The sequence below is a fragment of the Amycolatopsis sp. NPDC054798 genome (genome assembly GCF_053611505.1).
The window spans coordinates 38,042-63,082 of record NZ_JBSHAM010000046.1 but is presented as its reverse complement, the minus strand read 5'-3'; the positions used below and the strand labels follow the sequence as shown (position 1 = coordinate 63,082).

At 70.9% G+C, this 25,041-nt stretch carries 23 protein-coding genes; 7 read left to right on the top strand and 16 right to left on the bottom strand.

The window, feature by feature from the left end:
• Positions 1–79: 79 nt before the first annotated feature.
• Complete coding sequence (locus tag ACWGIC_RS26275; protein WP_452078585.1) at positions 80–1,204, bottom strand: Dyp-type peroxidase; 1,125 nt, start codon at positions 1,202–1,204, stop codon at positions 80–82.
• Positions 1,205–1,780: 576 nt separating this feature from the next.
• Here ACWGIC_RS26275 and ACWGIC_RS26270 point away from each other — a divergent pair.
• Positions 1,781–3,100, top strand: coding sequence for a right-handed parallel beta-helix repeat-containing protein (locus tag ACWGIC_RS26270; protein ID WP_452078584.1), 1,320 nt, complete (start codon positions 1,781–1,783; stop codon positions 3,098–3,100).
• Positions 3,101–3,242: 142 nt separating this feature from the next.
• Here the strand turns inward: ACWGIC_RS26270 and ACWGIC_RS26265 are convergent, their stop codons facing one another.
• Positions 3,243–3,971, bottom strand: a complete 729-nt coding sequence (locus ACWGIC_RS26265) for a hypothetical protein (protein WP_452078583.1) — start codon at positions 3,969–3,971, stop codon at positions 3,243–3,245.
• A 228-nt stretch (positions 3,972–4,199) separates the two neighbouring features.
• Between ACWGIC_RS26265 and ACWGIC_RS26260 the strand changes: the two genes are divergently transcribed.
• On the top strand, positions 4,200–6,623 hold the full coding sequence (locus tag ACWGIC_RS26260; protein ID WP_452078582.1) for an SdrD B-like domain-containing protein: 2,424 nt from the start codon (positions 4,200–4,202) through the stop codon (positions 6,621–6,623).
• 36 nt (positions 6,624–6,659) lie between these two features.
• On the opposite strand, the gene ACWGIC_RS26255 is transcribed toward ACWGIC_RS26260, so the two are convergent.
• Positions 6,660–7,907, bottom strand: coding sequence for an alpha/beta hydrolase family protein (locus ACWGIC_RS26255; protein ID WP_452078581.1), 1,248 nt, complete (start codon positions 7,905–7,907; stop codon positions 6,660–6,662).
• A gap of 47 nt (positions 7,908–7,954) precedes the next feature.
• Between ACWGIC_RS26255 and ACWGIC_RS26250 the strand changes: the two genes are divergently transcribed.
• On the top strand, positions 7,955–8,482 hold the full coding sequence (locus ACWGIC_RS26250) for a helix-turn-helix domain-containing protein (protein ID WP_452078580.1): 528 nt from the start codon (positions 7,955–7,957) through the stop codon (positions 8,480–8,482).
• 47 nt (positions 8,483–8,529) lie between these two features.
• On the opposite strand, the gene fgd is transcribed toward ACWGIC_RS26250, so the two are convergent.
• The 4 genes from fgd to ACWGIC_RS26230 all read right to left on the bottom strand — a co-directional run bounded on the left by fgd (position 8,530) and on the right by ACWGIC_RS26230 (position 12,701).
• Positions 8,530–9,534 carry a glucose-6-phosphate dehydrogenase (coenzyme-F420) gene (fgd, locus tag ACWGIC_RS26245; protein WP_452078579.1) on the bottom strand — a complete coding sequence of 335 codons (1,005 nt, stop codon included), beginning with the start codon at positions 9,532–9,534 and terminating at the stop codon, positions 8,530–8,532.
• Positions 9,535–9,639: 105 nt separating this feature from the next.
• A complete protein-coding gene (locus tag ACWGIC_RS26240; protein ID WP_452078594.1) occupies positions 9,640–11,073 on the bottom strand; it encodes a glycoside hydrolase family 76 protein in 1,434 nt (477 codons plus the stop codon).
• Positions 11,074–11,195: 122 nt separating this feature from the next.
• Complete coding sequence (locus ACWGIC_RS26235) at positions 11,196–11,570, bottom strand: YciI family protein (protein WP_452078578.1); 375 nt, start codon at positions 11,568–11,570, stop codon at positions 11,196–11,198.
• A 93-nt stretch (positions 11,571–11,663) separates the two neighbouring features.
• On the bottom strand, positions 11,664–12,701 hold the full coding sequence (locus ACWGIC_RS26230) for a hypothetical protein (protein WP_452078577.1): 1,038 nt from the start codon (positions 12,699–12,701) through the stop codon (positions 11,664–11,666).
• A 607-nt stretch (positions 12,702–13,308) separates the two neighbouring features.
• On the opposite strand from ACWGIC_RS26230, the gene ACWGIC_RS26225 reads away from it, so the two are divergent.
• Complete coding sequence (locus ACWGIC_RS26225) at positions 13,309–14,106, top strand: siderophore-interacting protein (RefSeq protein WP_452078576.1); 798 nt, start codon at positions 13,309–13,311, stop codon at positions 14,104–14,106.
• A 4-nt stretch (positions 14,107–14,110) separates the two neighbouring features.
• On the opposite strand, the gene ACWGIC_RS26220 is transcribed toward ACWGIC_RS26225, so the two are convergent.
• Positions 14,111–14,635, bottom strand: coding sequence for a methylated-DNA--[protein]-cysteine S-methyltransferase (locus ACWGIC_RS26220; RefSeq protein WP_452078575.1), 525 nt, complete (start codon positions 14,633–14,635; stop codon positions 14,111–14,113).
• Between the two features lie 43 nt (positions 14,636–14,678).
• Here ACWGIC_RS26220 and ACWGIC_RS26215 point away from each other — a divergent pair, with 43 nt between their 5' ends.
• On the top strand, positions 14,679–15,296 hold the full coding sequence (locus tag ACWGIC_RS26215) for an RraA family protein (RefSeq protein ID WP_452078574.1): 618 nt from the start codon (positions 14,679–14,681) through the stop codon (positions 15,294–15,296).
• 130 nt (positions 15,297–15,426) lie between these two features.
• On the opposite strand, the gene ACWGIC_RS26210 is transcribed toward ACWGIC_RS26215, so the two are convergent.
• Positions 15,427–15,615 (bottom strand): hypothetical protein, encoded by a 189-nt coding sequence (locus ACWGIC_RS26210; RefSeq protein WP_452078573.1) that lies wholly within the window; start codon positions 15,613–15,615, stop codon positions 15,427–15,429.
• 121 nt (positions 15,616–15,736) lie between these two features.
• Between ACWGIC_RS26210 and ACWGIC_RS26205 the strand changes: the two genes are divergently transcribed.
• Together ACWGIC_RS26205 and ACWGIC_RS26200 are read left to right on the top strand one after the other, a co-directional pair.
• Entirely contained in the window at positions 15,737–16,030 is a 294-nt protein-coding gene (locus ACWGIC_RS26205; protein ID WP_452078572.1) for a hypothetical protein, read from the top strand.
• Positions 16,031–16,435: 405 nt separating this feature from the next.
• Positions 16,436–17,665, top strand: coding sequence for an alpha/beta fold hydrolase (locus tag ACWGIC_RS26200; RefSeq protein ID WP_452078571.1), 1,230 nt, complete (start codon positions 16,436–16,438; stop codon positions 17,663–17,665).
• Positions 17,666–17,728: 63 nt separating this feature from the next.
• Here the strand turns inward: ACWGIC_RS26200 and ACWGIC_RS26195 are convergent, their stop codons facing one another.
• From ACWGIC_RS26195 to ACWGIC_RS26165, 7 genes are all read right to left on the bottom strand, one after another.
• Positions 17,729–18,580, bottom strand: coding sequence for an oxidoreductase (locus tag ACWGIC_RS26195; RefSeq protein ID WP_452078570.1), 852 nt, complete (start codon positions 18,578–18,580; stop codon positions 17,729–17,731).
• A 75-nt stretch (positions 18,581–18,655) separates the two neighbouring features.
• Positions 18,656–19,525 (bottom strand): helix-turn-helix transcriptional regulator, encoded by an 870-nt coding sequence (locus ACWGIC_RS26190; RefSeq protein ID WP_452078569.1) that lies wholly within the window; start codon positions 19,523–19,525, stop codon positions 18,656–18,658.
• Positions 19,526–19,583: 58 nt separating this feature from the next.
• The gene (locus tag ACWGIC_RS26185) at positions 19,584–21,080 is read right to left on the bottom strand and encodes a PucR family transcriptional regulator (RefSeq protein WP_452078568.1); all 1,497 of its coding nucleotides are present in this window, start codon (positions 21,078–21,080) and stop codon (positions 19,584–19,586) included.
• The gene (locus tag ACWGIC_RS26180; RefSeq protein ID WP_452078567.1) at positions 21,077–22,147 is read right to left on the bottom strand and encodes a DUF917 domain-containing protein; all 1,071 of its coding nucleotides are present in this window, start codon (positions 22,145–22,147) and stop codon (positions 21,077–21,079) included. The genes ACWGIC_RS26185 and ACWGIC_RS26180 overlap by 4 nt, the downstream gene beginning before the upstream one ends.
• Before the next feature lie 14 nt (positions 22,148–22,161).
• Complete coding sequence (locus ACWGIC_RS26175) at positions 22,162–22,881, bottom strand: SDR family oxidoreductase (RefSeq protein ID WP_452078566.1); 720 nt, start codon at positions 22,879–22,881, stop codon at positions 22,162–22,164.
• Complete coding sequence (locus ACWGIC_RS26170; protein ID WP_452078565.1) at positions 22,878–23,972, bottom strand: DUF917 domain-containing protein; 1,095 nt, start codon at positions 23,970–23,972, stop codon at positions 22,878–22,880. Before ACWGIC_RS26170 ends, ACWGIC_RS26175 begins: the two co-directional genes overlap by 4 nt.
• Positions 23,969–25,039: a DUF917 domain-containing protein gene (locus tag ACWGIC_RS26165; RefSeq protein ID WP_452078564.1), complete on the bottom strand. Its 1,071-nt coding sequence runs from the start codon at positions 25,037–25,039 to the stop codon at positions 23,969–23,971. Before ACWGIC_RS26165 ends, ACWGIC_RS26170 begins: the two co-directional genes overlap by 4 nt.
• Positions 25,040–25,041 lie beyond the last annotated feature (2 nt).

The window sequence follows — 25,041 nt, the reverse complement described above, 5'->3', positions numbered from 1 at the left end:
AACTTCCTCGCTCGACGTAGGCGTTGCGGCAGAGCCTTTTCCGTCAGCCTGGGCTGCGTCGCAGGTCAGCTTTTCGTCCTCACAAGGGGAACAAGGTCGACCCCAGCGGCCGACGCTCGTCGAAGCCGGGGAGGATCAGGAAGGTCCCGCTCGCGGTGGTGGTCGTGAACGGCAGCAGCGCGTCCGCCGTCTCCATGCTCGCCAAGGTCGCGGTGAAAGTGTGCAGATCGTTCTGGAAGCTCACGAAGAGAAGTCCCGGCGCCGGCGTGTCCATGCTGTAGCTGCGGCGCAGCATCAGCCCCGCCCCCACGACATTCGCGTGGGCGCGGCGGATGTGCGCGTCGGCGGGGACGAGGTAGCGGCCGTCCGGGGTTTTCGCGCCCAGATCCGGGCCGTCGGCGATCATGCCGCCGGACAGCGGGATCCCGGTGTCTCTTCGGCGGCCGAAGACTGCTTCCTGCGCCGCCGCGGGCAAGGCAGCGAACCGTGCGACGTCCAGCGCCATCCGCCGGACGACGGCGATCGTGCCGCCCGCCACCGGAGCCGGGCCGGCGAGCCACAGGTCCCGTTGCTGCTCGGCGGGAGTGCGCGGGCCGATGATGCCGTCGACGAAGCCCAAGACGTTCCGCGGCGCGGTCAGCCCTTCCGACACCGGGACGTGCGGCCCGCGTCCGCCGGACTGCCGCCAGCGCTCGTGCACGCCGGGCTGAGCCAGCAGCGCGGCCGCGGCGACGGGCGGGACGAGCGGGTCGCTCGCGCAGAGCTGAAGCAGCAGATCGCCGCCGCGGTCGGACGGAGCGATCGCCTCGCGGGCGGCCGGCGGGAGATCCTTCGCGCCGGGAAGTCCCGGGTCCCGTTCCCGGACCAGTCGCGGGCCGACGCCGACAGTCACGGTCAGGTCGCCTGCGGGCAAGCCCAGCAGACCGCTGTCGGTGCCAGCGGTCAACGTCAGGATGCGACGGCCTAATTCGGCGAGAATCGGGCCTGGGGCAACGGAAATGTCTGCGGTGACGATCAGCAGGTGCGGTTGCGGTTGCTGCGGCAGGGTGATCCCGGCTTGGCGGACGCCGGTGGGCGGGACTGCGGCGGGCCGGGCTTCGGCGGGGTCGGGCGCGGAGGGCGCGTGGCAACCGGCGGCGAGCCCGGCGGTCATCGCCGCCCCGAGAAAAGCGCGGCGGGAGGGGCGGCGCTCAGCGGAATTCACGACGGGCAGCGTGACAGATTCCGGTCCGCCAGGCGAATTCGGCTCGGCGGGACTCGTGGCGGGTGTCGGGTCGGTGGTGGTGGCCGGAGGCATCCGCCCTCCCCCGCTGCGCGCTCCGTCTACTGACGACGTGGAGGTGCGAGGACTCCGGCATCCCTGTGCTGCTCCGGCAGGACGGCACTTAGCGAACCGTGTGACCCGGCGGCGGCGCTAGGCCGATCGGGCAGTACAGCGCCCGACCAAGCACTCGATCAGCGGTCGTCCTCAGGGGGTTCTGCCAGCCAATACCCAGCGAACTCGCGCCTCGCAGCCAGACGAGCCGGGATGCGTCCCCGCGCGACCAGGTGCTCGACCGGTGGCCCCTCATCGGGCTTGCCAGCCAACAAAATCCACGCGTCGCAGCCTGACCAGCCGCGACACCACCAAGCGCCAGCCACCGGCCACGCCCAGCAGCCCCGGCGAACCCGAGCCCCGGCGAACCGCGGAATCCCGCACCTCCATACCAACCAAGCGCACGACCGCCTCCCCAGCGACAATCACCCCAACGGGATCCGGCCCTCGTGCAAGACTGGGCGCATGCGTTTTCCCGCCGTGGTGGCGATCCTGGGGCTGTCCGTCGCACTGGCCAGCGGGTGCGGTTCTTCCTCCGCTGAAGGCCACCGGCCGGACGGGGCGGGCGTGACGATCCGCGTTCCCGCCGACGCGCCCACCGTCTCCGCCGCCGTTTCCCTGGCCCAGGCGGGAGATCTCGTGCTCGTCGCGCCCGGCGAGTACCACGAAACGGTGAAGATCACGACGCCGCGGGTCACGCTGCGCGGCGAAGTGCGGGAAGGCGTGGTGCTCGACGGGCAGCTGAAGCGGGACAACGGGGTCGTCGTGTCCGCGCCGGGGGTCGCGGTGGAGAACCTGACCGTCCGGAACCACACGCAGAACGGCGTGCTCGTCACCGGTTCGGTCAAGGCCGCCGACGGGCTGCCGGGGCGCGGGGGCGGCTACGACACGGGTGACGAGCCGATCCGTTTCCTCAGTTCGTTCCTGGTTTCGCACGTCACCGCGACTCGCAACGGCCTCTACGGAATCTATGCGTTTTCCGCGCAGAACGGCGTGATCGAGCAGTCTTACGCGTCCGGCGGCGCTGATTCCGGGATCTACGTCGGCCAGTGCAAACCGTGCCGGACGGTCGTGCGGGGCAACGTCGCGGAACTCAACGCGGTCGGCTACGAGGGCACGAACGCCAGCGGCGAAATGTACGTCGCCGGGAACCGGTTCAGCGGAAACCGGGTCGGGCTCACCTCCAACTCCGACCATCAGGAGAAGCTGCTGCCGCAGCGGGATTCCGTGCTTGCCGGCAATCTCGTCGCGGCCAACGGGCAGGCCGCCACGCCGGAGCAGGCCGACGGCGGCTGGGGCATCGGGATCGGCATCGACGGCGGCAGCGGCAACCAGGTGCTGCGCAACCGGATCGCCGGGAACGCCAACGCCGGGCTCGTGCTCACCGCGACCCAGGACGTGCCCGCGAACGGCAACCAGATCACCGGCGACGTCTTCGCGGCGAACGGCGTCGACGTCGGCTGGACGTTCCCCGGAACGGCCAAGGGCAGCGGAAACTGTCTCGATTCCGGGGCATTGCACACGATTCCGGAGGGATTGCCGACGAGCGCCGCGTGTCCCGCGGCGGGCGGCGTCTCGCCGTCGGGAGTGTGGACCCGGGCGAAACCGCCTGCGGGAATTCCGTTCACCGAAGTAGCGGCACCGCCGCTGCAACCGCAGTTCCCGAACGCGCGGACGGCCGGGCCTACCGCCGTCCCGGCCGTGCCGGAGTTTCCGGACGTCGCGAAGATCCAGGCACCGGCCGCGTCCTTCCTGGCGGACCGGGCTTCAGTGGCCGCGGCCTGAGGAAAACAACCGCAGCGCCGCGATTCCCGGACGATGACGCCCACCGAACCGCGGCCCGAAGCTTCCGGGCAGCGCGAAATCCGGACACCCGGCCGCGCGAGCGAGGCAGACCGGATTGTGACCAGCACAGCCGGAGGAAACGTCAGCGACCAGGCGGTACCGCGGTGAATTCGTGCGTGTCGAAAGAAATGACGACCGGATTCCTTTCCCCCGGGATCGCGGTTTGCACCCGGTACATGAGGCCGTCCGCGTCGAGCCAGTACCGGACGGATTCCGCGCTGCCGGGCCGTTCCCGCGAATCCGGGCCGGTGAAAACGTCGACCGGGTGCCCGTTCACCTGATCGGCCGCTACCCATTCGGCGCCGTTCTGCGGCAGCAATTGCGCGTTGTCCGGCCGGTCGCTGCCGAGTCCGAGCAGAATGGCCAGCGCCCGGTCCAGAGCGCCCGCGGCCGGATCGAGCGGGCGGCCGAACCAGCCGTCCGCGGGCGGGTCCGCCGGGGGCAGACCGGGGACGGCAGGCAGCGGGTGCAGTTCGACCCGGCCGGCGGTCCACCGGATCAGACCATTGCCGGAGTCGTTGCGCCCCTTGCCGTTCAGCACTCCGTAACCGGCCTTGGCGCGGTAATCGGCCGAACCGGTGATCACGAGTTCGCCCGCCGCGCCGGGCACACTGATCGTCACCGCGCGGCCTTTCTTCTGGTAATTGCGGAATCGCGCGATCGCGAGCCTGCTCGCCTCGTCCGCGGTGACCGCGCGCGGGCCGGAATCGGCGGAACCGGCGTCCACGTAACAGAATATTCCCGCGCCGAGCGCGACTGCCGCCGCCGCGGCGACGGCAGCCCAGCGGCGCGCGATCCGTTTGACAAGCACAGCGAGTGACCGTAGCAGGGTTTTCGATTCACCCGGTCCACTTATCCCGGTGCCGTACCCGGCCAGACCGTTTTCTGCTTCACTGTTACAGCTTTGCGGCACGCCGCGCGAATATTCCGCGCAGAGAACGGAGATCCCGCAGTCATGACCCGAGGTGGCAGAAGAACGAGTGGCAGATTCAGGCTGGCCCGCGCAGCCGCCGTCGCCCTATTGCTGGGCGCCAGCGCGATGACGGTCTCCACCGGTACCGCCGGGGCCGCCGAGGACGGCGTTCTGACCGTCCAAGTGCTCCGCGATTTCTTCGGCACCGGGATCATCAACGCCGCGATGGACACCCCGCAGCCGGGCATGTCGGTGCTGGTCACCGACTCCACCGGGCACCAGGTGCGCGGCCGGACGGACGCCGCGGGCAAGGTCGTGGTGACCCCGGCCGCACCGCTGTCCGGCGGCCGCTATCGCGTCGACGTCTCGGTTCCCGATCCGTATCGCGCGTATTTGCAGGCGGCGCCCGCATCGACGGAGAAAAACCACTTCGACAGTTTCACGACTTTCGTGGATCTGCGGGAGGGCAAGGACGTTTCGGTGATCACCGGAGTCTGGAACCCGGCCGACCACACGCCGCCCGACGCCCGCTATTACGTGCCGGTGCAAAACCCGGCGGTCAACACCGACGGCAGCGCGCCCGATCCGAACAGCCGCGCGCTGGTCGCGTTCGACCGCAAGCTCCGCGGCACCTGCCCGGCCGACTCGGCCTGCCCGACAGTGCTGAACACGCAGGCACAGGTCGGCACCACGTGGGGATTGGCGTACGACAAATACCGCGACCGCATTTTCCAGTCGGCGTTCGCGAAACGCTTCACCACTTACGGTCCCGAAGGCGGCGGCGCGATTTACACGACGCCCCTCGGCGGCGGCGCTCCCCAGCTGTTCGCGAAGGTGCCGGGCGCCGAGATCACCGCACACGGGGCTGTGGACATGCGCAAGGACCAGCATTTCGTGGACGTCCCAGGGAAGGAAAGCCTCGGCGGGATCGCCCTCACCGAGGACGGCAAGACGCTGTACGCGGTGAATCTCGTCAATCGGAGCCTCGTCAGTTTCGACGCGACCGGAGCCACCGCGAAACCCGGCAAGACCGTCCCCATCCCGGATCCGGATTGTGCCGTGCCCAACGACTGGCGGCCGTTCGCGGTCGCCGCGCACGACGCGAAACTGTACGTCGGCGGCGTCTGCTCGGCCGAAAGCACGAAGCGGCGCGAGGACTTGAAGACCGTGGTCTACACCTACGACGGCGCGAAGTTCACCCCCGTGCTCACGCACGGACTCGACTATCTCCGCGGCTACGTGATCACTGCCCAGCACCCGGACGAGAGCATGGACCACTGGAACCCGTGGGACACCTCGTTCTCTTCATGGGACAAGTTCATCACGACAGGCGCGGGGATCAACCCGCAGCCGGAACTCGCGAGCCTCGCGTTCACCCGCGACGGTTCGATGATCCTCGGCTTCCGAGACCGGTTCATGGACGTCTTCGGCTCCGGCATGGACCCGCGCCCCACCGACGACACGGTCCGGACCGGCATGTCCGGCGGTGACATCACCATGGCGTGCGCGTCTCCCTCCGGCGGATACGACTGGGAGGGCACCGGCGTCTGCCCGAACCACGGCAAGCCCGGGACGAACGGCAACCAGCTGCCCGGCGTCGTCGAGTACTTCCCCGGCGACTTCTACGATCCGACCCGCTCCGGCAACGGCGTGCACCAGGAGTCCGCGCAGGGTTCGGTCGCCTACATCCCGCAGCAGCAGTGGGTGATCAGCACCCAGATGGACCCCGCGCAGCACGTCAGCTCGGACGGAGTCGGCTATTACGACGTCGACACCGGCATCGGGCCGGGGCAGGACAACCCGAAGCACGGCTACGCGTTCGTGGGCCCGGCCAACAGCTTCGGCAAGGCGGGCGGGCTCGGCGACATCGCCTACCAGGCGGCGAACGCGCCGATCCAGATCGGCAACCTCGTGTGGTTCGACGGCGACCACAACGGCGTCCAAGACCCGAACCGCACCGACGAGGTCCCGCTCGCCAAGGCGACCGTCACCCTGCTCGACACCGACGGCAAGAAGGTCGCCACCACGCAGACCGACAAGGCGGGCGAGTACTACTTCGGCGGCGTCGGCGCGGAGTACCAGCTGAAGCCGGGCGAGAAGTACACCGTGCAGTTCGACGTCTGCACCGCGGCCACGGACAACGTGCCCGGAACTCCTCCGGCGGCCGATCTGCGGTTCACGCTCCCGGTCGCCGGGCCGGACCGGGCGCACGATTCGAACGTCGCGCTGCCCAAGACCGGGCGGCTCTGCAACGGCTACGCGCCGGTGACCGCTCCCGCCGAGGCGGGCGGCGTCGACCACACCATCGACGCCGGCGTCTATCTTCCGGCGCCGCCCGGTCCGCCCCCGTCGTCCGCGCCCCCGGCGACGAGCCCGGCCCCGGTTCCCCCGGTCGCCCATCCGCCCGCTCCGGGCGCGACGGACACGGATTCGCTGGCCTCGACCGGGATCCCGCTGCTGCCGATCTTGCTGATCATCGGCGCGGCTCTCGTCGCCGGAGGCACGGCATTCCTGGTGGCGAGCCGGAGAAAGCGGTTCAGGCAGCAGTGACGACGGTGATCGGGGCTCGTGCTCAGCGGGCCCCGATCACCGCTGTTTCGTCAGCCACTCCGCGAGGTCGGCCACGACCGCCAGGTCGACGTGCTGCGGTTTCCGGTAACTGTCCGGAGTGGACGGACCGGTGCCGGGAAAGAAAAGATGGTCGTCCGCCGGATAGACGCGAACCGCCGGCCGCCCGGCCAGCCCGTTCCGCCACCGCGCCAGGTCGTCTTCGACGGTGACCTGGTAATCCCGGCCGCCTTGCGCGAGAAACATCGGCACGTCCAGCGTCGCGGCGGTCGCGACCGGGTCGTATTCGCGCAACTCCAGCCAATACGACCCGGGGTAGCCGAACAGCAAGCCCTCCCCCGGCGTCGATGGCGACAACGCCGGATCAGCGACCGCCTCTGCCTGCCGCGTGATCGGCTCGACGAGCGCTTCGACCTTGGCGTCCAAGACAGCGAGATGCCGGACCACCCGGACGGCGGCTTGGTGCATCGGCTCAGCATCGGCTGCCAGGAGAACCAGCCCCGCGACCGACGGTTCCGCGACAGCCACGAGCGGCGCGACCTTGCCGCCCATGCTGTGCCCGGCCAGGAACACGCGCGAAGCGTCGACACCGTCCTGTGTCTGCAGAAGACGGACAGCCGCGGCGGCATGCGGCACGTACTCCGCCGACATCGTGAAGCCGGGCGCGGACGCCAGCTCGGGATGGGCGTAGGTCACCTTGTCGAAGCGCAGCACCGCCACGCCCCGGGAAGCCAAGCCCCACGCGAGATCCTTGAGCGGCTTGTTCGGCCCGGACGTCTCGTCGCGGTCGAAGATCCCGCCGCCGCTGAGCAGGACCACTCCCGGCCACGGCCCCTCCCCTCGCGGCACAGTCAGCGTTCCCGGCACCGGATGAGGCTCCGCGGAAAGAACAACGTCCTCTTCGACGAACGCCGTTTCGTCCACATAGGACGGCTTGGTCCACACCGTGGCGGAAGCAAGCCGAAGCCCCGCAACGATTCCCGCCGAATCGACCGACAGCACGACCAGGAATTTCCCTTGCGCGCAGACAACCGGCATCTGAACCCGCGTCAGCCCTGGTCCCGCCGGCTCAGCGACCGGCTCGCCCAGCGCGGTCACCGGCCCGTGCTCGCCGACCTGCCCGTTCCACGCCGTTTCCAGCGCCGCGCCGGACACCGCCGCCCGCAGCTCCGGCGAGAACCGCGTCACGGACTCGCTGAACCGCCCGTCCCGTACCTGCTCGACGACAGCCACCGCCAGCTCGTTCGGCTTCATCCCGTCCCCCATCATTCTCAAGTTATGCGAACGGTAGCATAATATGAGAACATTCGGGGGTGGACGTGTTGACTCTGTTAGGGCACCCCGTACGACTGCGGATCGTGCACGCGCTGCGCGGCGACCGGACGCTCACCACCGCGCAGCTTGGCGCACTGCTCCCGGATGTCTCGAAGGCGACGGTCTACCGGCACGTCGACCTTCTCGCCGAAGGCGGCATCCTCGAAGTGGCCAACGAACAACGCGTGCGCGGCGCGGTCGAACGCACTTACCGGCTGCGCAAGGAACGCGCGTCGCTCGACCAGGACGCCATCGCCCAGCTGACCCCGGACGACCACCGGCGCGGATTCGCCGCCGCGACCGCCGCGCTGGTCGCCGAGTTCGACGCCTATCTCAGCCGGGACAACGCGAATCCGGTCGAGGATCTCGCCGGCTACCGGCAGCACGCTGTCTGGCTGGACCACGACGAACTGCTCGCGATGATCGACGGCATGCGGAAAGCCATCGCGCCGATGCTCGCCAACGGGCCCGCGCCGGGGCGCACGCGGTATCTGCTCAGCCCGATCCTCTTCCCCAGCGAAGACTGAAACCCCCGCCCAGCCGGAGCCGGACGGGGGTTTCCGCGCGAATTTTCTCAGGCCAGGGCGCGCAGCCGCGGCAGCACGTCCTCGGCGAACTGGCCCAGGTAGCGCTCCTGGTCGTGGCCGGGGCCGTGGAAGACCAGGTGGTTCAGGCCGGCGTCGAGATAGGGCTTGATCTGCGCGACCGCCTCGTCCGGGTCGGAGGCGACGATCCACCGCTTCGCGACCTGCTCGATCGGCAGCTCGTCGGCCAGCCGCTCCATCTCCTCCGCCGAGGAGACCGTGTGCTTCTGCTCCGCGCTCAGCGACAGCGGGGCCCAGAACCGGGTGTTGGCCAGCGCCTTCTCCGGGTCGCGGTCGTACGACATCTTGATCTCGATCATCCGGTCCACCCCGGACGCGTCGCGCTCGGCGGCGGCCGCGCCGTCGGCCATCGCCGGCATCAGCTTCTCGGTGTAGAGGTCCATGCCCTTGCCGGACGTGCAGATCATGCCGTCGCCCGCGCGGCCCGCGTACTTCGCCACGACCGGCCCGCCCGCGGCGATGTACACCGGGACCGGACGTTCCGGCCGGTCGTAGATCTTCGCGTTGACCAGCTGGTAGTAGTCGCCCTCGAAGTCGACGTTGTCCTTGCTCCACAGTTCGCGCATGAGCCGCACCGACTCGCGCAGCCGCGCGAACCGCTCCTTGAACTCCGGCCATTCCCGGCCGGACACCGCGATCTCGTTCAGCGCTTCCCCGGTGCCCGCGCCCAGGATCACGCGGTCGCCCGACAGCAGCGCCATCGTCGCGAACGCCTGCGCGATCACCGCCGGGTTGTACCGGAACGTCGGCGTCAGCACGCTGGTCCCGATCAGCACGCGGCTGGTCCGCTCCGCCACCGCGGGCATCCACGCCAGCGCCCACGGCGCGTGCCCGCCTTCGTGCCGCCACGGCAGGAAGTGGTCCGACACCCACACCGAGTCCAGTCCCAGCTCCTCGGCCCGCACCGCGAACTCCACCAGCTCGCGAGGCCCGAACTGTTCCGCCGACGCCTTGTACCCGACCTTCAGCTCCACGATCGCCCTTCCCCGTCCGCATGAACCACGCAGGTTTCCGTGGCACCCTCAACCGTACCCGGACGGGCCTTGCGGGGACGGGTGTGCTGTCGATCACTGGCCGGGTCAGTACGTCGCGTTCATCAGCGCCAGCCCGGCGGCCTGGCAGCCCGGTCCCTTCCCGGCGCCGACGGACCACGAACGCGAGTACTGGTCGAAGTCGTTGCGGGAGCGCGCATAGGCGGAATCCGCTTGCCTGGCCAGGAAATCCCGGTAGGGCGCGCCGGGCGTCGCGGCGTCCAGTTCGGACAGACCGCGGACGAGCCCGGCTTTGAAGTACGACCCGTCGTCGGTGCAGCTGCTGCCCTCGCCGGGGTCGTGGACGATGCCGTCGGAGCCGGTGAAGTACGACCCGGTCCGCGTCGTCGAGTCGGCGACCGAGCGGGCGGTGGCGAGCAGGTCCTGGTCACCGGCCACCTTGGACAGTGCGGTGAGGCCGGAGACGAACACGCCCTGGTTGTAGGTGTAGCGCTGGCCGGCCGCGGCGCAACTGGCGCCGTCGACGCCGTCCGCCACCAGGCCGTCGGATCCGATGAGTCCCTTGCCGCGGAACCACTCCCAGCCCTGCTGCGCCCGGGCCCGGTAGACCGCGTCGCCGGTGCGGTCCGCGATCGTGGCGTTGACCTGGATGTACAGGCTGTTGGAGATGGACGCCTTGTACGTAAGGCCTTCCTTCCATCGGAGGCCGCCGCCGCAGTCGCCGGTCCAGAAGGTCTGCATGTGGTCGGCGTCGGCCTTCGCGGTGGCGAGGTAGCGCTGCTGGCCGGTGCGGTCGTAGGCGTCGAGCCACGCCATCGCCCACCAGCCGGTGTCGTCGGAGAACTCGTTGCGGAACTGGCCGCGGCCGGCGTTGACGTTCTTGTCGTACGTCGTGGCCATCGCGTAGTCGTAGCTGGCCATCCGGCTGACCGAGGCGTTGCGGATCACCGCGGCCAGCGACACCGCGGTCCCCCAGCCGCCGCCGTCGCGGAAGTATCCGGTGCCGTTGTCGTAAAGCGCCATCATCGCGGTCGCCGCCGCTTGCGCGCGGTTCGCCGCGTTCCAGCGGGTGCGCGCCCAAGGCGTGCAAGCGATCCGGCCGGTTCCGGCTGCGCTGCCGCACGCGCGCAGAGCGCCGACGCCGCGGTTGTTCCAGTCGTCGTTGTTGTACATCTGGGTGCGCCAGCCGCCGACCCCGGACGGCGCGGTCGTCAGGCCGAGCTGCGCACCGCCGTCCCAGCTCGCGCCGCCGTCGAACGACCGGTCGAGCCACACCTGATCGCCCGGCTGCGAATGGTCGACGACGGCCCAGCCCATCGGATCGCTGTCGGCGAAGTGCAGTTGGAGGACGCGGCCGTCGAGCGGCGCGGTGACCGCGATCCGGTCGCTGGACGCCTGATCGGCGGCGCGGTCGTCGCAGTATTTGTTGCACACCACGATGTTCGCCGCCGATTGAGGCGCGGTCGGTTTCGCCGGGGCCGGCGCGAGCACCGACATCGTCGCCAAGACCGCCGCGACCATGACCCGCACCGCTGCCTCCTCGGACCCCGTTCCCGTTACGAAGGTCCGCCCGAGGCGCGATGCGGGTCAACGAATGACAAAGACTTGGCGCGCGAATGCGGCCGGATGCCTTGCGCGCTGGGCTATTCCGCGGTCAGGTCGGGGAGGTCGTCGAACTCCACGACCTGGCGGACCTCGACCTCGATCTCGTCGAACAGGTCCGCGTACTGCCGCGCGTACTCGACCGCCTGCGCCCGGTCCTCGGCGTTCACCAGCGCGAACCCGCCGATGACCTCCTTGGCCTCGGTGAACGGGCCGTCCGTGGCGGTCGGGGCGGCGCCGCGGGGCTTGCGGACGATCGCCCCCTTCGCCGACGGGTGCACGCCCTCGGCGGTGATCAGGATGCCGCGTTCCGTCCAGTCCTGGATGAAAGCGCCCATTTTCGCCATGAATTCGGGGCTGGGGTTCCAGGCCTCGGGGGCGCTCTCGTCAAGCCGGTGCATCATCAGGAAACGCATTGACCGCTCCTCGGGTTGGGGCTGGTTCCGTCCAGCCGTTCACATCCTCGTCGAACGGCCCCGGGCGAAATCGACACACCCGCGGTTCAGCGGTCAGCAGCGATGCGAAGGCGGCTTCCTCGGCCGGGCCAGCCACGCCGGAACGCCCGCGGCGAGGGTCGCGGCGGTCACCGCGACGCCCGCGACCGGGCTGTTCATCAGCACGAGGCCGGTGAGGAACGCGGTCCCGGCGAGGAGGAGCAACGCCATCCGGAGCGGGGCCGCCCAGGCGAGGACGAAGTCCGCGGCCCGGGTGGTCCAGGGGGCGCGGGCGTCGGGTTTGCGGTGGCGGCCGTGCTGGCGGCGGGCGAGCACCGGGTGCGCGGCGGCGAGCATCTCGTCCCGGGTGGCGACCCGGCGGGGCGGGCGGGAGAAGGGATCCCAGTCGACTGCGACGCGGATCCGGGCGGGGTGTTCGGGGTCGGGGTGGATCGGGGATTCGGGGTGGTTCGGGTCGGCTGGGTGAGCTGCGGGAGTTGCGTCGGTGGCAGCCGCGGTGCCTGGCTGGGCAAGATCGGCTGGCTCGGCAGCAGTGGTCACAGCCGAACCGGTGGCGGCCACGGCGCCCGGCTGAACGGGGTCGGCTGCGGGGGTCGCAGCCGAGCCAGGGGCGGCCACGGCACCTGGCTCGGCGAGATCGGCCGGGTGCGCTGCGATGGTCGCAGCCATGTCAGTCGCGGCCACGGCGCCTGGCTGGACGAGGTCGGCCGGTTCGGCTGCGGGAGTCGTCTCGCACTGCCGACCAGCTCCGGCTGACCGAGCCGGTTCGCGCACCTGAACTCGCTCGGGCGGCCGCGCGGCCCTGTCGTCCTGGGCCACCGCGCTGCCCGCCTGCAACGGCTTCGCCTGCTCGCCCGCGCCGCCGTCCCGCGATTCCGCGGCAGGCCGGGCCAGTCTCTCCGGCTTCGCCGCGTCCCGGCCCTCCGGAGCGGACTCTGGAACGCACTCCGGGCCGCCCGCCGGTTCGCACTGGCGGTTCGGCTGAGGCGCCCGGACCAGCACCGCGCCTTCCTCCGGCTCGGGCGGCTCGCCGGTCCGGCGGGGCTGCCCGGTTCGGCGCGGCTGGTCGGCGAGGCAGGGAACCACCGTCATGAGGTCGTCATCCCTTTCTCTTCCGGCCGGCGGACCGGTTCCGACGGCTGTCCGGACCCCGGCTGTCGTGCGGCGCGAGCCCCGGATGCGCCCATCCTGGCGAAGACGGTGCGTCACCGACCAGTTCTACTGGCAGTGTCGCGGTGAACGGTCCCCCCGCGTCGCCCAACGGTTCGAGTGACGGTTTTCGCTACTCTTCGCGGTCGCCGGTTCACCTCCCGGCGGCCACTCGCCCGGCGGCTTGTCCAGACCACTTGACGCGTCCGCGAACTGCGGTGAACCGGCGCTGACACGGGAATATGCACGTTCATTCGCACATTCGCCACGCGGAGAAACTCGGACTCCGCAGCGAGGTCACCTTGTGACGCACACGCAGTGTTACGCCCCGCCAGGTCATTGAGCAGTCAATCGTCACCCACATGAGTGACACGGAGAGTGATGATCCCGCCGGGTCGCCCATCGGAAGGGTTGACCCGGACGGACGCATCCGCGCGAGGCGAGGCACACCGTCCGGTGCATCCGGGGCGGATCGCGGCCCTTGCCGTCCCGCGGAACCGGCGGCTACTGTTCAGAAGGTAAGCCTTACCTAATTGAACAGGGATCCACCATGCCGACCCTCCCCCAGCGCCGCACGCCCGACAGCAGGCGGCTGCTCCGGACGTCCGTGCTGCGCGCCGAACGCACGTCCACGCATTTCGTGACCCTCACCGTCGGCGGCGAGGATCTCGAGGACTTCGCGCCGCTCGGGTTCGATCAATGGTGCCGGTTGTTCTTCCCGCGCGAGGGCCAGCCCGGGCTGCGGCTGCCCACGGCTTCGAGCAACCGCTGGCTCGCCCAGCACATGCTCATGAGCGCCGCGTCCAGGCCGTGGGTGCGGAACTACACGATCCGGGCGGCCCGGCCCGGGGAGGTCGACATCGAGTTCGCGGTGCACGGCGACGGCGGGCCGGCGTCGAGGTTCGCGGAGAACGCGCGGCCGGGCGACGAGATCGGGATTCTCGACGAGGGGATCACCTACCTGCCGCCCGGCGGCGCGCGGCAGCTGCTTCTCGCCGACGAGAGCGCGATTCCGGCGGCGCTGGCCATTCTGGAGTCGTCGCCCGCCGATCTGCGGGCCACCGTCCTGCTGGAAGTCGGGGCGCGGGACGACATCCAGGCGGTCGACGCCCCGCTCGGCGCGGACGTCCAGTGGCTGGTTCGCGAGGACGACCGGCTGCCCGGACGGCTCGCGCTCGACGTCCTCGGCCAGCTCGACCTGTCCGATCCGCCGGGCTACACGTGGGTCGCCGGGGAGAGCGGGCTGGCCACTGGCGCGCGGCGGTTCCTCACGCGGGAGCGCGGGGTGCCGAAGCAGGCGATCGCGTTCCAGGGGTATTGGAAGCACGGTCGCGCCTCGCTGGGATGACCCGTCAGAACAGCCGTCCGGCGTCGTCGGCTGGCGGTTCCTCCAGCTGCAGCAGAAACCGTTTCCGGTCGACGCCGCCCGCGTAGCCGGTGAGGCCGCCGCTGCTGCCGACGACCCGGTGGCACGGCACGACGATGCTCAGCGGATTCCAGCCGTTCGCGTTGCCGACAGCCTGCGCCGCGCCGGGTTCGCCCAGTTCGACGGCCAGGTCGCGGTAGGTGCGCGTCTCGCCGTAGGGAATGCGGGTCAGCAGCTGCCAGACGCGGCGTTCGAACTCCGAGCCGCGCAGGTCCAGTTCTAGGTCGAAGGTCTTCCGCTGGCCGGTGAAGTACTCGCCGAGCTGCTGCGTCGCGACGGCGAAACCGTCGTCGGCACGCGGGCCGAGGTCGGGGAAGCGCGGCGTCCGGCTGTGGCCGTCGAAGTAGACGGCGACCAGCGCGCTGCCGTCGGCGACCAGGGTGAGGTCGCCGACCGGTGATGCGACGACGGTGTGCCGGAAAGCCATCTTCTCCTCCGTGATCGGTGCCACGGAACGGTATCCGGCCGGGCCGCGCGTGAGAGCATCGCCGTCCATGGACGACGGTTTCGCCGACATCCCGACCACGACGCTCGCCGACCTGCTCGGCCGCGGCCAGGTGCTCGACTACGGCGTGCGCCCCTTGTGGGGGCCGGTGCCGCGGATCGCCGGGCCTGCGTACCCGGTGCGCTGCCCGCCGGGCGACAACCTGATGCTGCACGCGGCCATCCACCGCGCACCCGCCGGGGCGGTGATCGTGGCGGAGTCCGGCGACGTCGACTACGCGCTCGCGGGCGGCAACGTCTGCGCGACCGCTCAGCGACGCGGCATCGCGGGCTTCGTCCTGGACGGCGTGATCCGCGACCTGTCCGAGGTCCGCGAGGCGCGGTTCCCGGTGTTCGCGCGCGGCGTGATCCCGATCCCCGGCACGAAAGCCGCGGTGACGCCGCTGGGCGAGCCCGCGCGGTGCGGCGGGGTGACGGTGCACGCCGGGGACATCGTCGTGGCGGACGAGGAAGGCGTGGTCGTGGTGCCGGGACCGGATGCGGCGCAGGTGCTGGCCGACGCGCGGGCGAAGCTGGCCAAGGAGGAGGCGCAGACGCTCGACGAGTGGGCGGAGGCGCACCGGGCGAAGGTCGACGCGGCGCTCAAGGCGGGCGGGTTCAGCGGCTGAATCGGACGCTGCCGTAGCGAGAGTTCCGGGGCTCGACGCGCGGCCCTGAGCCGGTGAGCTTCTCGGCGGTTGCGGAACAGCGCTGTGCACGAGCTTCAGGACCCAGGCGGCTCCGGGGAGCCCGTCCGGTTCACTCCGGCCGGACTGTCCACAACGGACCGGCAACCGCCAGTTCGGGGCCGGGTTCCGATTCGGGCTCCAGGGGTTCGGGGTCGGGCAGCGGGCGGGCCGGTCCCGGCGTGACCGGGTCCGGCTCCACCGGGCCGGGCGGGACGGGCTCGGGCGGGGCGGGCGGCGCGGTCGAGCGGGGGTGAAGCATCGCGGGCTCCTTTCTCTCCCTGATGGGCTACCGCAGAGCGGCGGCGGCGAAACATCCGCCCCGCCCGCGCGAGGTCGGCTAGGGTCGAAGGCGGAGCCGACGACCGAGAAGAGGCCAGACGATGAGTGCGGACAAGCCCGGCGAGCAGCAGCCGCTCGACGCGGAGATCGTGGAGAGCCCCGGCCCGCCGCCCGCCGATCTCCCCGAACCCGACTACAGCGACAACGGCGCGCCGTCGTTCGACTTCGTGCGGGACCGGATCGAGAAGCGGTACACCACCTCGGTCGGTTCGCAGGAGCTCGCCGGGATCGGCGGGCCGGAGGACCTGCAGTCGCTGGACAAGAAGATCGCCGACCGCAAAGAGGCGGCGAAGGACAAACTGGCCGAGATCCGCCGGTCGATGGGCAAGGAGTAGCCCGGAGCGGCGTTCCCCGCCGGGCGGCCCTGGCCGGAGCGGGCCCGGGCGCGTGCGAATCCGGGTGGACCTGCGGCCGGAATCCGCTCGTACGGAAGCGGACCGGGCGGTGATCGATTCCGCGCGCGGCCCGGGGCTCGCTTCGCGCGAAAGCCGCGGCCGAACGCACGCTCTTCCTTCGCGCGAAAGCCGCGGCCGGACGCGCGCTCCTCGCGTTGTCCGCCCCCTCCGCGCGAAAGCGGCGGCCAGACGCGTGCACCTTGCGTTGTCCGGGCTCGCGGTGCGCGCGGCCGCGCTGACCGCATTCCGCGCGGGCACGACACACCACCCCTCGCTAGTCCACAATGGACTTCCCAAGGTCAATTCCGTGGCCGCCCCGGAGCCCGTTCTGGTTCAATCGCCCGTATGGCAACCACCGTGCGCATTCCCGGTCTCGTGCTTACCGAGCACGAGTTCTCCGTCCCCCTCGACCATTCCCGCCCGGACGGCGCGAAGATCACCGTCTTCGCCCGGGAAGTCGCCGATCCGGACGGGCGCGACCGGCCGTTTCTCGTTTACCTCCAAGGCGGTCCCGGGCACGAAGCGCCGCGGCCGTCGCAGGGAGCGCCGGCCTGGCTGCCGCGGGCGCTGCAGGAGTACCGGGTCCTCATGCTCGACCAGCGCGGCACCGGGCGCTCCGCTGCGGTCGGCACCTTGCCCGGTACCCCCGCAGAACAAGCGGAGTACCTGACCCACTTCCGCGCCGACGCGATCGTCCGGGACGCGGAGTTCGTGCGACGGCAGCTGGGCGTCGAGAAGTGGAGCGTGCTGGGCCAGTCGTTCGGCGGGTTCTGCACGCTCGCCTACCTTTCCCAGGCTCCGGACAGCCTGGCCGAGGCCTTCTTCACCGGCGGGCTGCCGCCGATCGCGCGGCATCCGGACGACGTCTACACCGCGACGTTCGCCAATCTGCTCGAGCGGAACCGCCAGTACTACCTCCGCTACCCCGGCGATCGCGACCGGGTCCAGGCGCTGCTGCCGTTGCTCGACGACGGGGCCGTCGTGCTGCCGGACGGCAGTCCGCTCACCGCGCGGCTGTTCCAGCAGCTCGGTTACCTCCTCGGAGCCAGCGGCGGCGAGGAGGCGCTGCACTACCTGATCGAACGCGACCCCAGGTCCCCCGCTTTCGCGCACGACGTGGCCAGTTCGCTGCCGTTCAGCGGGCGCAATCCGCTGTACTCGGTCATCCACGAGTCGTCCTACTCCGACGGGTTCGCCACCCGCTGGTCCGCCGAGCGCGTGCTGCCGGACGAGTTCCGCACCGATCGCACGCTGTTCACCGGCGAGCACGTGTTCCCCTGGCTCTTCGACGACCTCCACAGTCTCCGGCCGATGAAGGAGACCGCGGAACTGCTGGCCGCGCACGAATGGCCGCGGCTGTACGACGCCGATGCGCTGCGCGAGTGCACGGTTCCGGCGGCGGCCGCGATCTACGCCAACGACATGTACGTCGAGCGGGCGTTTTCCGAGGAGACCGCGCGGCTGATCCCGACGCTCCGGCCGTGGATCACCAGCGAGTACGAGCACAACGGCCTGCGCGCGTCGGGCGATCACGTGCTCGGGCGGTTGATCGACCTCGCGCGCGGCCGCGTCTGACCCGCCGTGAGGGGAACCCTGAGGGAATCTGATTCCTTCAGGGTTCCCCTCACGGACGGCCGGTCAGGCGACGGTGACCCCGCCTTCGGCGGAGTCGGTGGAGAGAGTCAGGTCCTGCCAGGCGTCGAAGTCGTCCTGCACGCGCTGGCGTCCGGCGGTGACCAGGCGCAGCGCGTCCGAGCCCAGCAGCAGGTGCACGGGCGGGTTTTCCTCGTCGAGGAGGGAGAGGATGGCGTCGCCCGCGCGGTCGGGGTCGCCGATGCCCTGGCCGGCCAGTGCTTGGCGGCGGGTCCGGATCGGGTCGAACAAGGCGTCGTAGTCGGCGATGCTGCGCGGGGCGCGGACCAGCGACCGGCCCGCCCAGTCGGTCTTGAAGGCACCGGGTGCCACGGCGGTGACCCGCACGCCGAACTGCGTGACCTCCTGCGCGAGAGTGTCGGTGATGCCTTCCAGTGCGTGTTTGCTGCCCTCGTAGAACGCCAGTCCGGGGAAGGTGGTGTGCCCGCCCATCGAGGTGATGACGAAGATCTGGCCGTCGCGGCGTTCACGCATGCCGGGCAGCACCGCTTTGATCGTCGCGACCGTGCCGAAGACGTTGACCTCGAACTGGCGGCGCAGATCCTCCATCGACGACTCTTCGAAGGTGCCTTCGAGGCCGTATCCGGCGTTGGCGACGAGCACGTCGATCTGGCCCAGTTCCGTTTCGGCCGCCCGTGCTGCCGGCTCGATCCGGTCCGCGTCGGTCAGGTCGAGAACGAAGGCCCGGGCGCGTTCCGGGTCCAGTGCCCGGAAATCGGCGGCGTGCTGTTCGGTGCGCACGGTGCCCGCGACCCGATGTCCGGCGGCCAGGGCGCGCCGGGCGATGGCCCGGCCGAGGCCGGTGCTGACGCCGGTGATCAGGAATGTCTTGCTCATTGTGAAGTGTCCTTTCCCGGAGGCACGACGGAATAGGCCCTGCGTACGCAGCGGGGCCTGAGGGGTGGGCGAAGGTCAGGACTCGGCGGTGTCCCGGACGGGAGCGGCGGGTTCGCGGCCCCAGCTGGCCAGCAGCCGCAGCCGTTCCTGCGAGGGTGAACCGGCCTGCGCGCTGTAGACGACCATCGACTGGCCGGGGTCGGCGACCGAGGCGAAGATCTCGTACTGCAGTTCCAGCTCGCCGGCGACCGGGTGACGCAGGCGTTTGAGACCGGTGCTGCGTTCCCGGACGCGGTGTTCCGACCACCACGCCGGGAACTCGGGCGAACGCATCATCAGCTCGCCGATCAGGTTGGCGATGTGCTGGTTCCGCGGCTGTGCGGCGGCGGCCAGCCGCAACCCGTGCACGTAGTCGCGGGCGACGCGTTCCCAGTCGAGCCACACCAGGCGGGCCCGCGGATCCAGCAGCGTCCAGCGCGCCATGCTGCGCTCCCGCCTCGGCAACTCGGCCACGTCGGGAAACAGCAAGGCCCACAACGCGTTCCCGCCGACGACGGTGAGGTTCCGGTCGCTGACGAAAGCGGAAGCCAGCTCCATCGAGTCGAGCACCTGCCGCAGCGCCGGACGCAACCGGGACGCGTGGTCAGCCCGGTCCACGCGTTCGGCCGTCGCTCCCGCGAGAGCGAACAGATGCCGCCGTTCGATGTCGTCGAAGCGCAACGCGTCGCAGAGGGCGTGCAGCACCTGCTCGGACGGCTGCCGGGCCCGGCCTTGTTCCAGCCGGGTGTAGTACTCGGTGCTCACCCCGGCCAACTGCGCGACCTCGCCGCGCCGAAGACCGGAGACCCGCCGTCCGGGACCGTGCTCGACCGGCAGGCCGATCTCCTCCGGGGAGAGCCCGCCGCGGCGGGCCCGGAGGAAATCGCCCAAGTCGTTCTTGCCCATGCCCCGAGTCTGCCTCCCGCCCGGACGATCACCAAGGGCGTAGCTGGCCCTGCGAGTACTACTCCGCGGACCGGGCGAGAATCACCGCGCGGGCGGCCAGATGCAGGGCCAGCCGTTCGTCCGGACGCGACAGGTCGACCTGCAGCAACTGCTCGATCCGGCTGATCCGCGCGGCGACCGTGTTCCGGTGGATCCCCAGCACGGTGGCGGTTTCGGCGAGCGAAGACTCGGCGTCGAGGTAAGCCGCGAGGGTGCGGATCAGGTCCCCGGGCGCCGGAACCAGCGGGGCGAGCAGTGCGCGCGCGGCGGGCTCGAAGGTGTCCGTCCGCGTCCATTCCAAGAGCAGCTGGGCCATGCCGAGTTGGTCTACGTGCAGGAAGTGCCCGGTCTCCGGGCGGGTCGCGGCGAGGCGGGCGGCGTCGGTGGCTTCGGCGACTGTCGCGGTGAGACCGTCGGCGTGCGGACGGCCGACGCCTAGGTGTGCGTCCAGCGTGCGGCGCAGACTGCGGTGTACGGCGCGCAACCGCGCGGACAGAGCACGCACCCGTTCCGCGGTCGGTTCCTGTTCGAAGGTGACCCAGCCGGTCCAGCCCTCGCCGTGTTCGACAGTCACCGCGTCGATCGACTCGGCCCGAAGGGCGCGAACCACTTCCTGAGTGCGGGAAACGGTGTCGACGTCCGCGGGCACGCCGATGCGCAGGCCGACGTGCCAGCCGCCGAGCCGCCAGCCCGCGTCGGCGGCGCGACGGCGCAGGTCGGCGCCGGGTTCGGTGTCGTGGCGCAGCAGATCGCCCAGCAGGGCGGACCGGGAACGGGCGTCGCGTTCCAGTTCCAGGCGGTGGGCCAGCAGCCAGCGCTGCACGGCACCCGCGGCGACGGCCAGCGTCGCGGCGACGACCTCCGCGCGCGGGGACTTGGCGCCGGACAGCTCCGCGGCCAGCCACACCGACGGCTGCGGCAGCACAGCGGGATGCGCGAGCAGGACGCCGTCCGGGAGGTCAATGCGTTGCGGGACCGGCTCGTGCACCCGCACGCGGGCAGCGTCGGCGAGTTCCCCGGCGAGCACCTCGCCTCGGTCGTCGAGGACCGCGACAGGAGCGTCCAGCAGCCGGCGCAGCACGGTCACGATCTCTTCCGGCGGACGCAACCTCTCCCCCAGCGCCCGATGCGCGGCCAGCACCGCTTCGGCGCGATCGACGTCCGGGGCGGTCAGCGCGAGGCGGGCGTCGACGAGCAGATCGAGCGGATCGGCGGACGTGACCAGCAGCGGCACCGACAGCCGTTCGGCCAGCAGCCTGGACGCGGCAAGCGGTTCGGCACCGGGGAGGAGGACACCGGCGGCCCGGGCGTCCGCGCAACGCCGCAGGAGGGCGTCGATCTGCCAATCGGAACCGACAGGACGGACTACCACCACCAGTTCGCCGGGAGCGGGGGCGCCGGAGGCGTCCAGCGCGGCCTTGACTGTCTGCAATGGACAGTCCAAACCAGACTCGCCGGAGCAGATCCGGACCGAGCCGGACCACGAGGGCAGAGCGAGGAGCTGACGGAGAATCACTGCGCCGCCACCGGATCGCAGTCGATTCCGTACGCGCGCGGTTCCAGCAGCGGGCGGCGTCGCGGGTCGGTCCAGAACGGCGACGCGGCGAGCCGCACGACGTCCACCTCCACCCCGGCGCGGATCATGTCGCATTGCAACGGGACGCCGGTGCGGCGGTCGAGCACGGACAGCACGTCCGGAGTGGACGCCACCGGCAGCCCGTCCCGCAGCGCCAGCAGGTACTCGTTCTCCATTTCCAGCCGCAGCAAGGCGCCGTCGCGGTGATCGGTCAGCGTCGCGGAGCCGCGGCCGAACCCCGGATGCCCGTGCTGGCCGGGGCCGATGTGCCGGGACACCTCCAGCACCCGGCCGCGGGCGAGAACCTGGCCGCGGAGAGCGGTTTCCAGGGCGGCGAGGTCCGGGCTCTCCCCGGCGGCGAGCACCCGGGCGCCGAGGGCGAGCGCTTCGCTCGTCGTGCCGGGCACCGCGTGGCCGGCCAGTTCGCCGGCCGGGATCGGGGCGAGCGCGATCGCCGCCCAGCCGCCGGAGCTGGCCAGGAACGCGCGCACGCCGTTCTCGACCACCGCGTCGGCCGCCGCGGCGAGCACCACCACCCGGCCGCCGGGCTCGGCCATCGCCGCCGGGGCGACGCCGCGGCCGGTCGCGGCGACCGAGAGCTGGTCGAGCCGCGGCAGCCCGCGTCCGGACAGGTCCGCGTCCACATAGGCCAGACCCAGCTCGTGGGCGACCACCAGCGGCAGCAGGCCGTTGAGCCCGCCGATCTCGATCGTCATCAGCGCCTGCGCGCGCTGCCCGGTCCAGCGTTCGATCGCCGCGATCGCCGAGGCGAACTCGTCGCCGCTGGGCAGTTTCTCGGCGAACGCGGCGGTCGCGCCGACGATCCCGACCGGGACGACCAGGGTGTCCGGCTCCACGTCGGCGATCCGGTGCACGAGGGGTTCGCGGCCGGATCCGGTCAGCCGCCGCAGCAGCACCGCCGCGGTGACGGTGTCCCCGCCCCCGCCGGACCCGAGCAGCGCGACGCCGCGTTCGAGTGCCGGCACGTCCGCGGCGGTGATGCGCATGGCTGGTCAGCGTATCAGCGGAAGCTGTAGCCGCCGTCCGGATACAACGTCGAGCCAGTGGTGTAGGTGCTGGTGAACAGGTACAGCACGGCATCGGCCACTTCGGACTCCCGGCCGACGCGATGCAGCAGAGTGTCTGCCCGGTACTGCGCGAAACTCGATTCGCGCGCAGCGGCCGGACGCCCGGCCCACAAGTTTCCGTCGATCGTGCCCGGCGACACGACGTTCACCCGCACCGGCGCCAGTTCCACCGCGAGCCCGCGGCCGAGGCCTTCGATCGCCGCGTTGCACGCCACGTACGCCGGAGCCGCGGCGGGTGGGCGCACGCTCGCCACGCCGGACATCAGCACCACCGACGCGTCGTCCGACAGCTTCGGCACGGCGTGTTTCACCGCGTGGTACTGACCCCAGAACTTCGTCACGAACGGGCTTTCCGCCTCCTCGTCGCTGAGGGCCCGCATCGGGCCGACGGTGTAGGAAGCGGCGGGCGTGAACAGGTGGTCGACCCGGTCCAGCGCGCCGAAGAACTCGGCCAGCGACGCCTGGTCGGTGGTGTCGACTGTTTGCCAGGTCGCGGTCGGGCCCAGTTCCGCGGCGGCGGCCCGCAGCTTGTCGCCGGTCCGGCCGCCGAGGTGGACGAGCGCGCCCGCCGCGGTCGCGCGCCGGGCGACCTCCAGGCCGATCCCGGAACCGCCGCCGAGCACTACGACCGAACGGCCGTCGAGCGAAATCACGAAACCACCTCCACAGGGACGAAATCGTGCGGCAGCCCGAACGCCGCTGGGCCGAACGTGGCCAGTGCTTCCGGAGTGCGCATCAGCGGCGGCGTCGAAATCCCGACCACGGTGACGCGCTGGCCGTACCGCAGCGTTTCGGTGGTGATCGGCTCGGCGGATTCCGCCTCCAGCACGCAGATCAAGTCCGGGACCAGGCAGCGCACCTCGCCGTCGACGAGCGCCACCAGGTTTTCGTTCTGGAAAAGGATTTCCAGTTTGTGCTCGCCGTCGAAGGACACCACGGCGGCTCGGCCGCGGGCGAATCCTTCTTCGGTCCGGCGTTCCACATCGGACACTTTGCCGCGGAACAGCACGCGCAGATGCGAGTACAACGTGTCCCGGAGCGCGGTCGCCAGCGCCGCCACCGGGTCAGCGTTCTCTTCCCGGGCAAGGCGAATCGCCCGGCCGACGCTCAGCGCGAGCGACAGCGTCCGAGGCACCGCCGTGCGTTTCACGTCCGCGCCGCTCATCGAGTACTCGGCGATGTGCGCGACGCCGCCGAGCCGGATGGTGATCCCGCGCGCGAGCCATTCCATCCGGCGGTTGTCGGCACCGGTGTCGATCAGCGTCGTTTCGCCGCGTTCCCCGGCGATCCCCATCGGCGAACCGGGGACGCCGTAGACGCCGAATGTCTCCATCTGCAGTTCCGGGAACGCCCGGCCCATGCCGTCGGCGTCGACCACCGGCAGCCCGAGCCGTGCGCCGACGACCAGCGGGATCATCGAGTTGATGCCGCCGCATTCGATCGGCATCGTCGCGTCGGCCTTCGCGCCGAGGTGTTTTTCCAGCGCTCGCAAGGCAAGCTCGGGTTCGGTGCCGTTCGGGAGCTTCTCGTGCACCACGGTCGGCGCGCCCATCTGCGCGGTCGGGATCACCAGTGCGTCGTCGTCAAGATCGTCCGGATCGAGCACGGTGACGGGCCCGTACTCGCGGATCGCCTCGCGCACCAGCAGCCGTCCGACGTACGGATCGCCTCCGCCACCGGTGCCGAGGACAGCCGCGCCTCGGGCGAGGTCTTCGAGGTGATCTTCGGTCAGCGTCCAACTCATCCGGCGACCCCGATCGGGTCCAGGTCGTAGCCGAAGTACCGCGGACCGGCCAGCGCGATGCCCTCCGGGGTGTGCCAGCGCGGATCCGCCGGGGCCGCGATCACCGTCACCCGCTGGCCATAGCGCAAGCCCTCGGTGGTGACGGCCTCGCCGGACTCGCGGTCGAGGGTGCAGATCAGGTCCGGCACCGAAGCGCGCACCTCGCCGTCGACCTCGGCCACCAGATGTTCGTTCTGGAACCGCAGCAGCATTTCCGTCCCGGTGTCACCGTCCATTCCGGACAGCCGGGCCTCACCACGAGCGAACCCAGTGACAGTACGACGGGCGACGTCGACGACCTTGCCGCTGAACAGCGTCCGGCCGCGCAGCCGCGCTACGACGCGATCCACCGGGTTCTCGTGCTCTTCGCGCGCTTGCCGCACCAATGCGCCGAGTTCCGCGCAGAGGGTCAGCGTGCCGGGCACCATCGCCTCCCGCGCCTGGGCACCGGACATCGCGTAGTTGCTGATCACCGCCGAACAACCCATGTCGATGGTCGCCGAGCGGGCCAGCCGCTCCGCCCAGTGATTGTCCACAGTGTCCAGTACGCCGCGGTTGCCCTTCTCGTCCGCGATGGACATCGGGGTCGCACGGATTCCGTACAGGGTCGGCAAAACCATCTGCAGTTCCGGGAACGCCCGGCCCATGCCGTCCGCGTCCACCAGCGGCAGACCGAGCTGCGCGGCGGCGACGACCGGGATCAGCGAGTTCACGCCGCCCGCTTCGGCGCACGCGATGTGCGTGAGTTCCTTGCCCAGATAGGTGGCCAGGGTCCGGGCGGCGAGGCCGACCTGTTCGGCGGACGGCAGTTTCTCCACCATCACGGTCGGCGCGCCCATCATCGCGACCGGCAGCACCACCGCATCGTCGGCCAGTTCGGACAGTTTCACCAGCGGGACTGAACCGTGCTCGCGGACCGCGGCGTGTGCCAGCAGCCGGCCGATGTATGGGTCTCCCCCGCCGCCGGTGCCGAGGATCGCGGCGCCGCGCGCGATGTCGTCCAGGTCGTGCGCAGTGATCTCAGCCATCG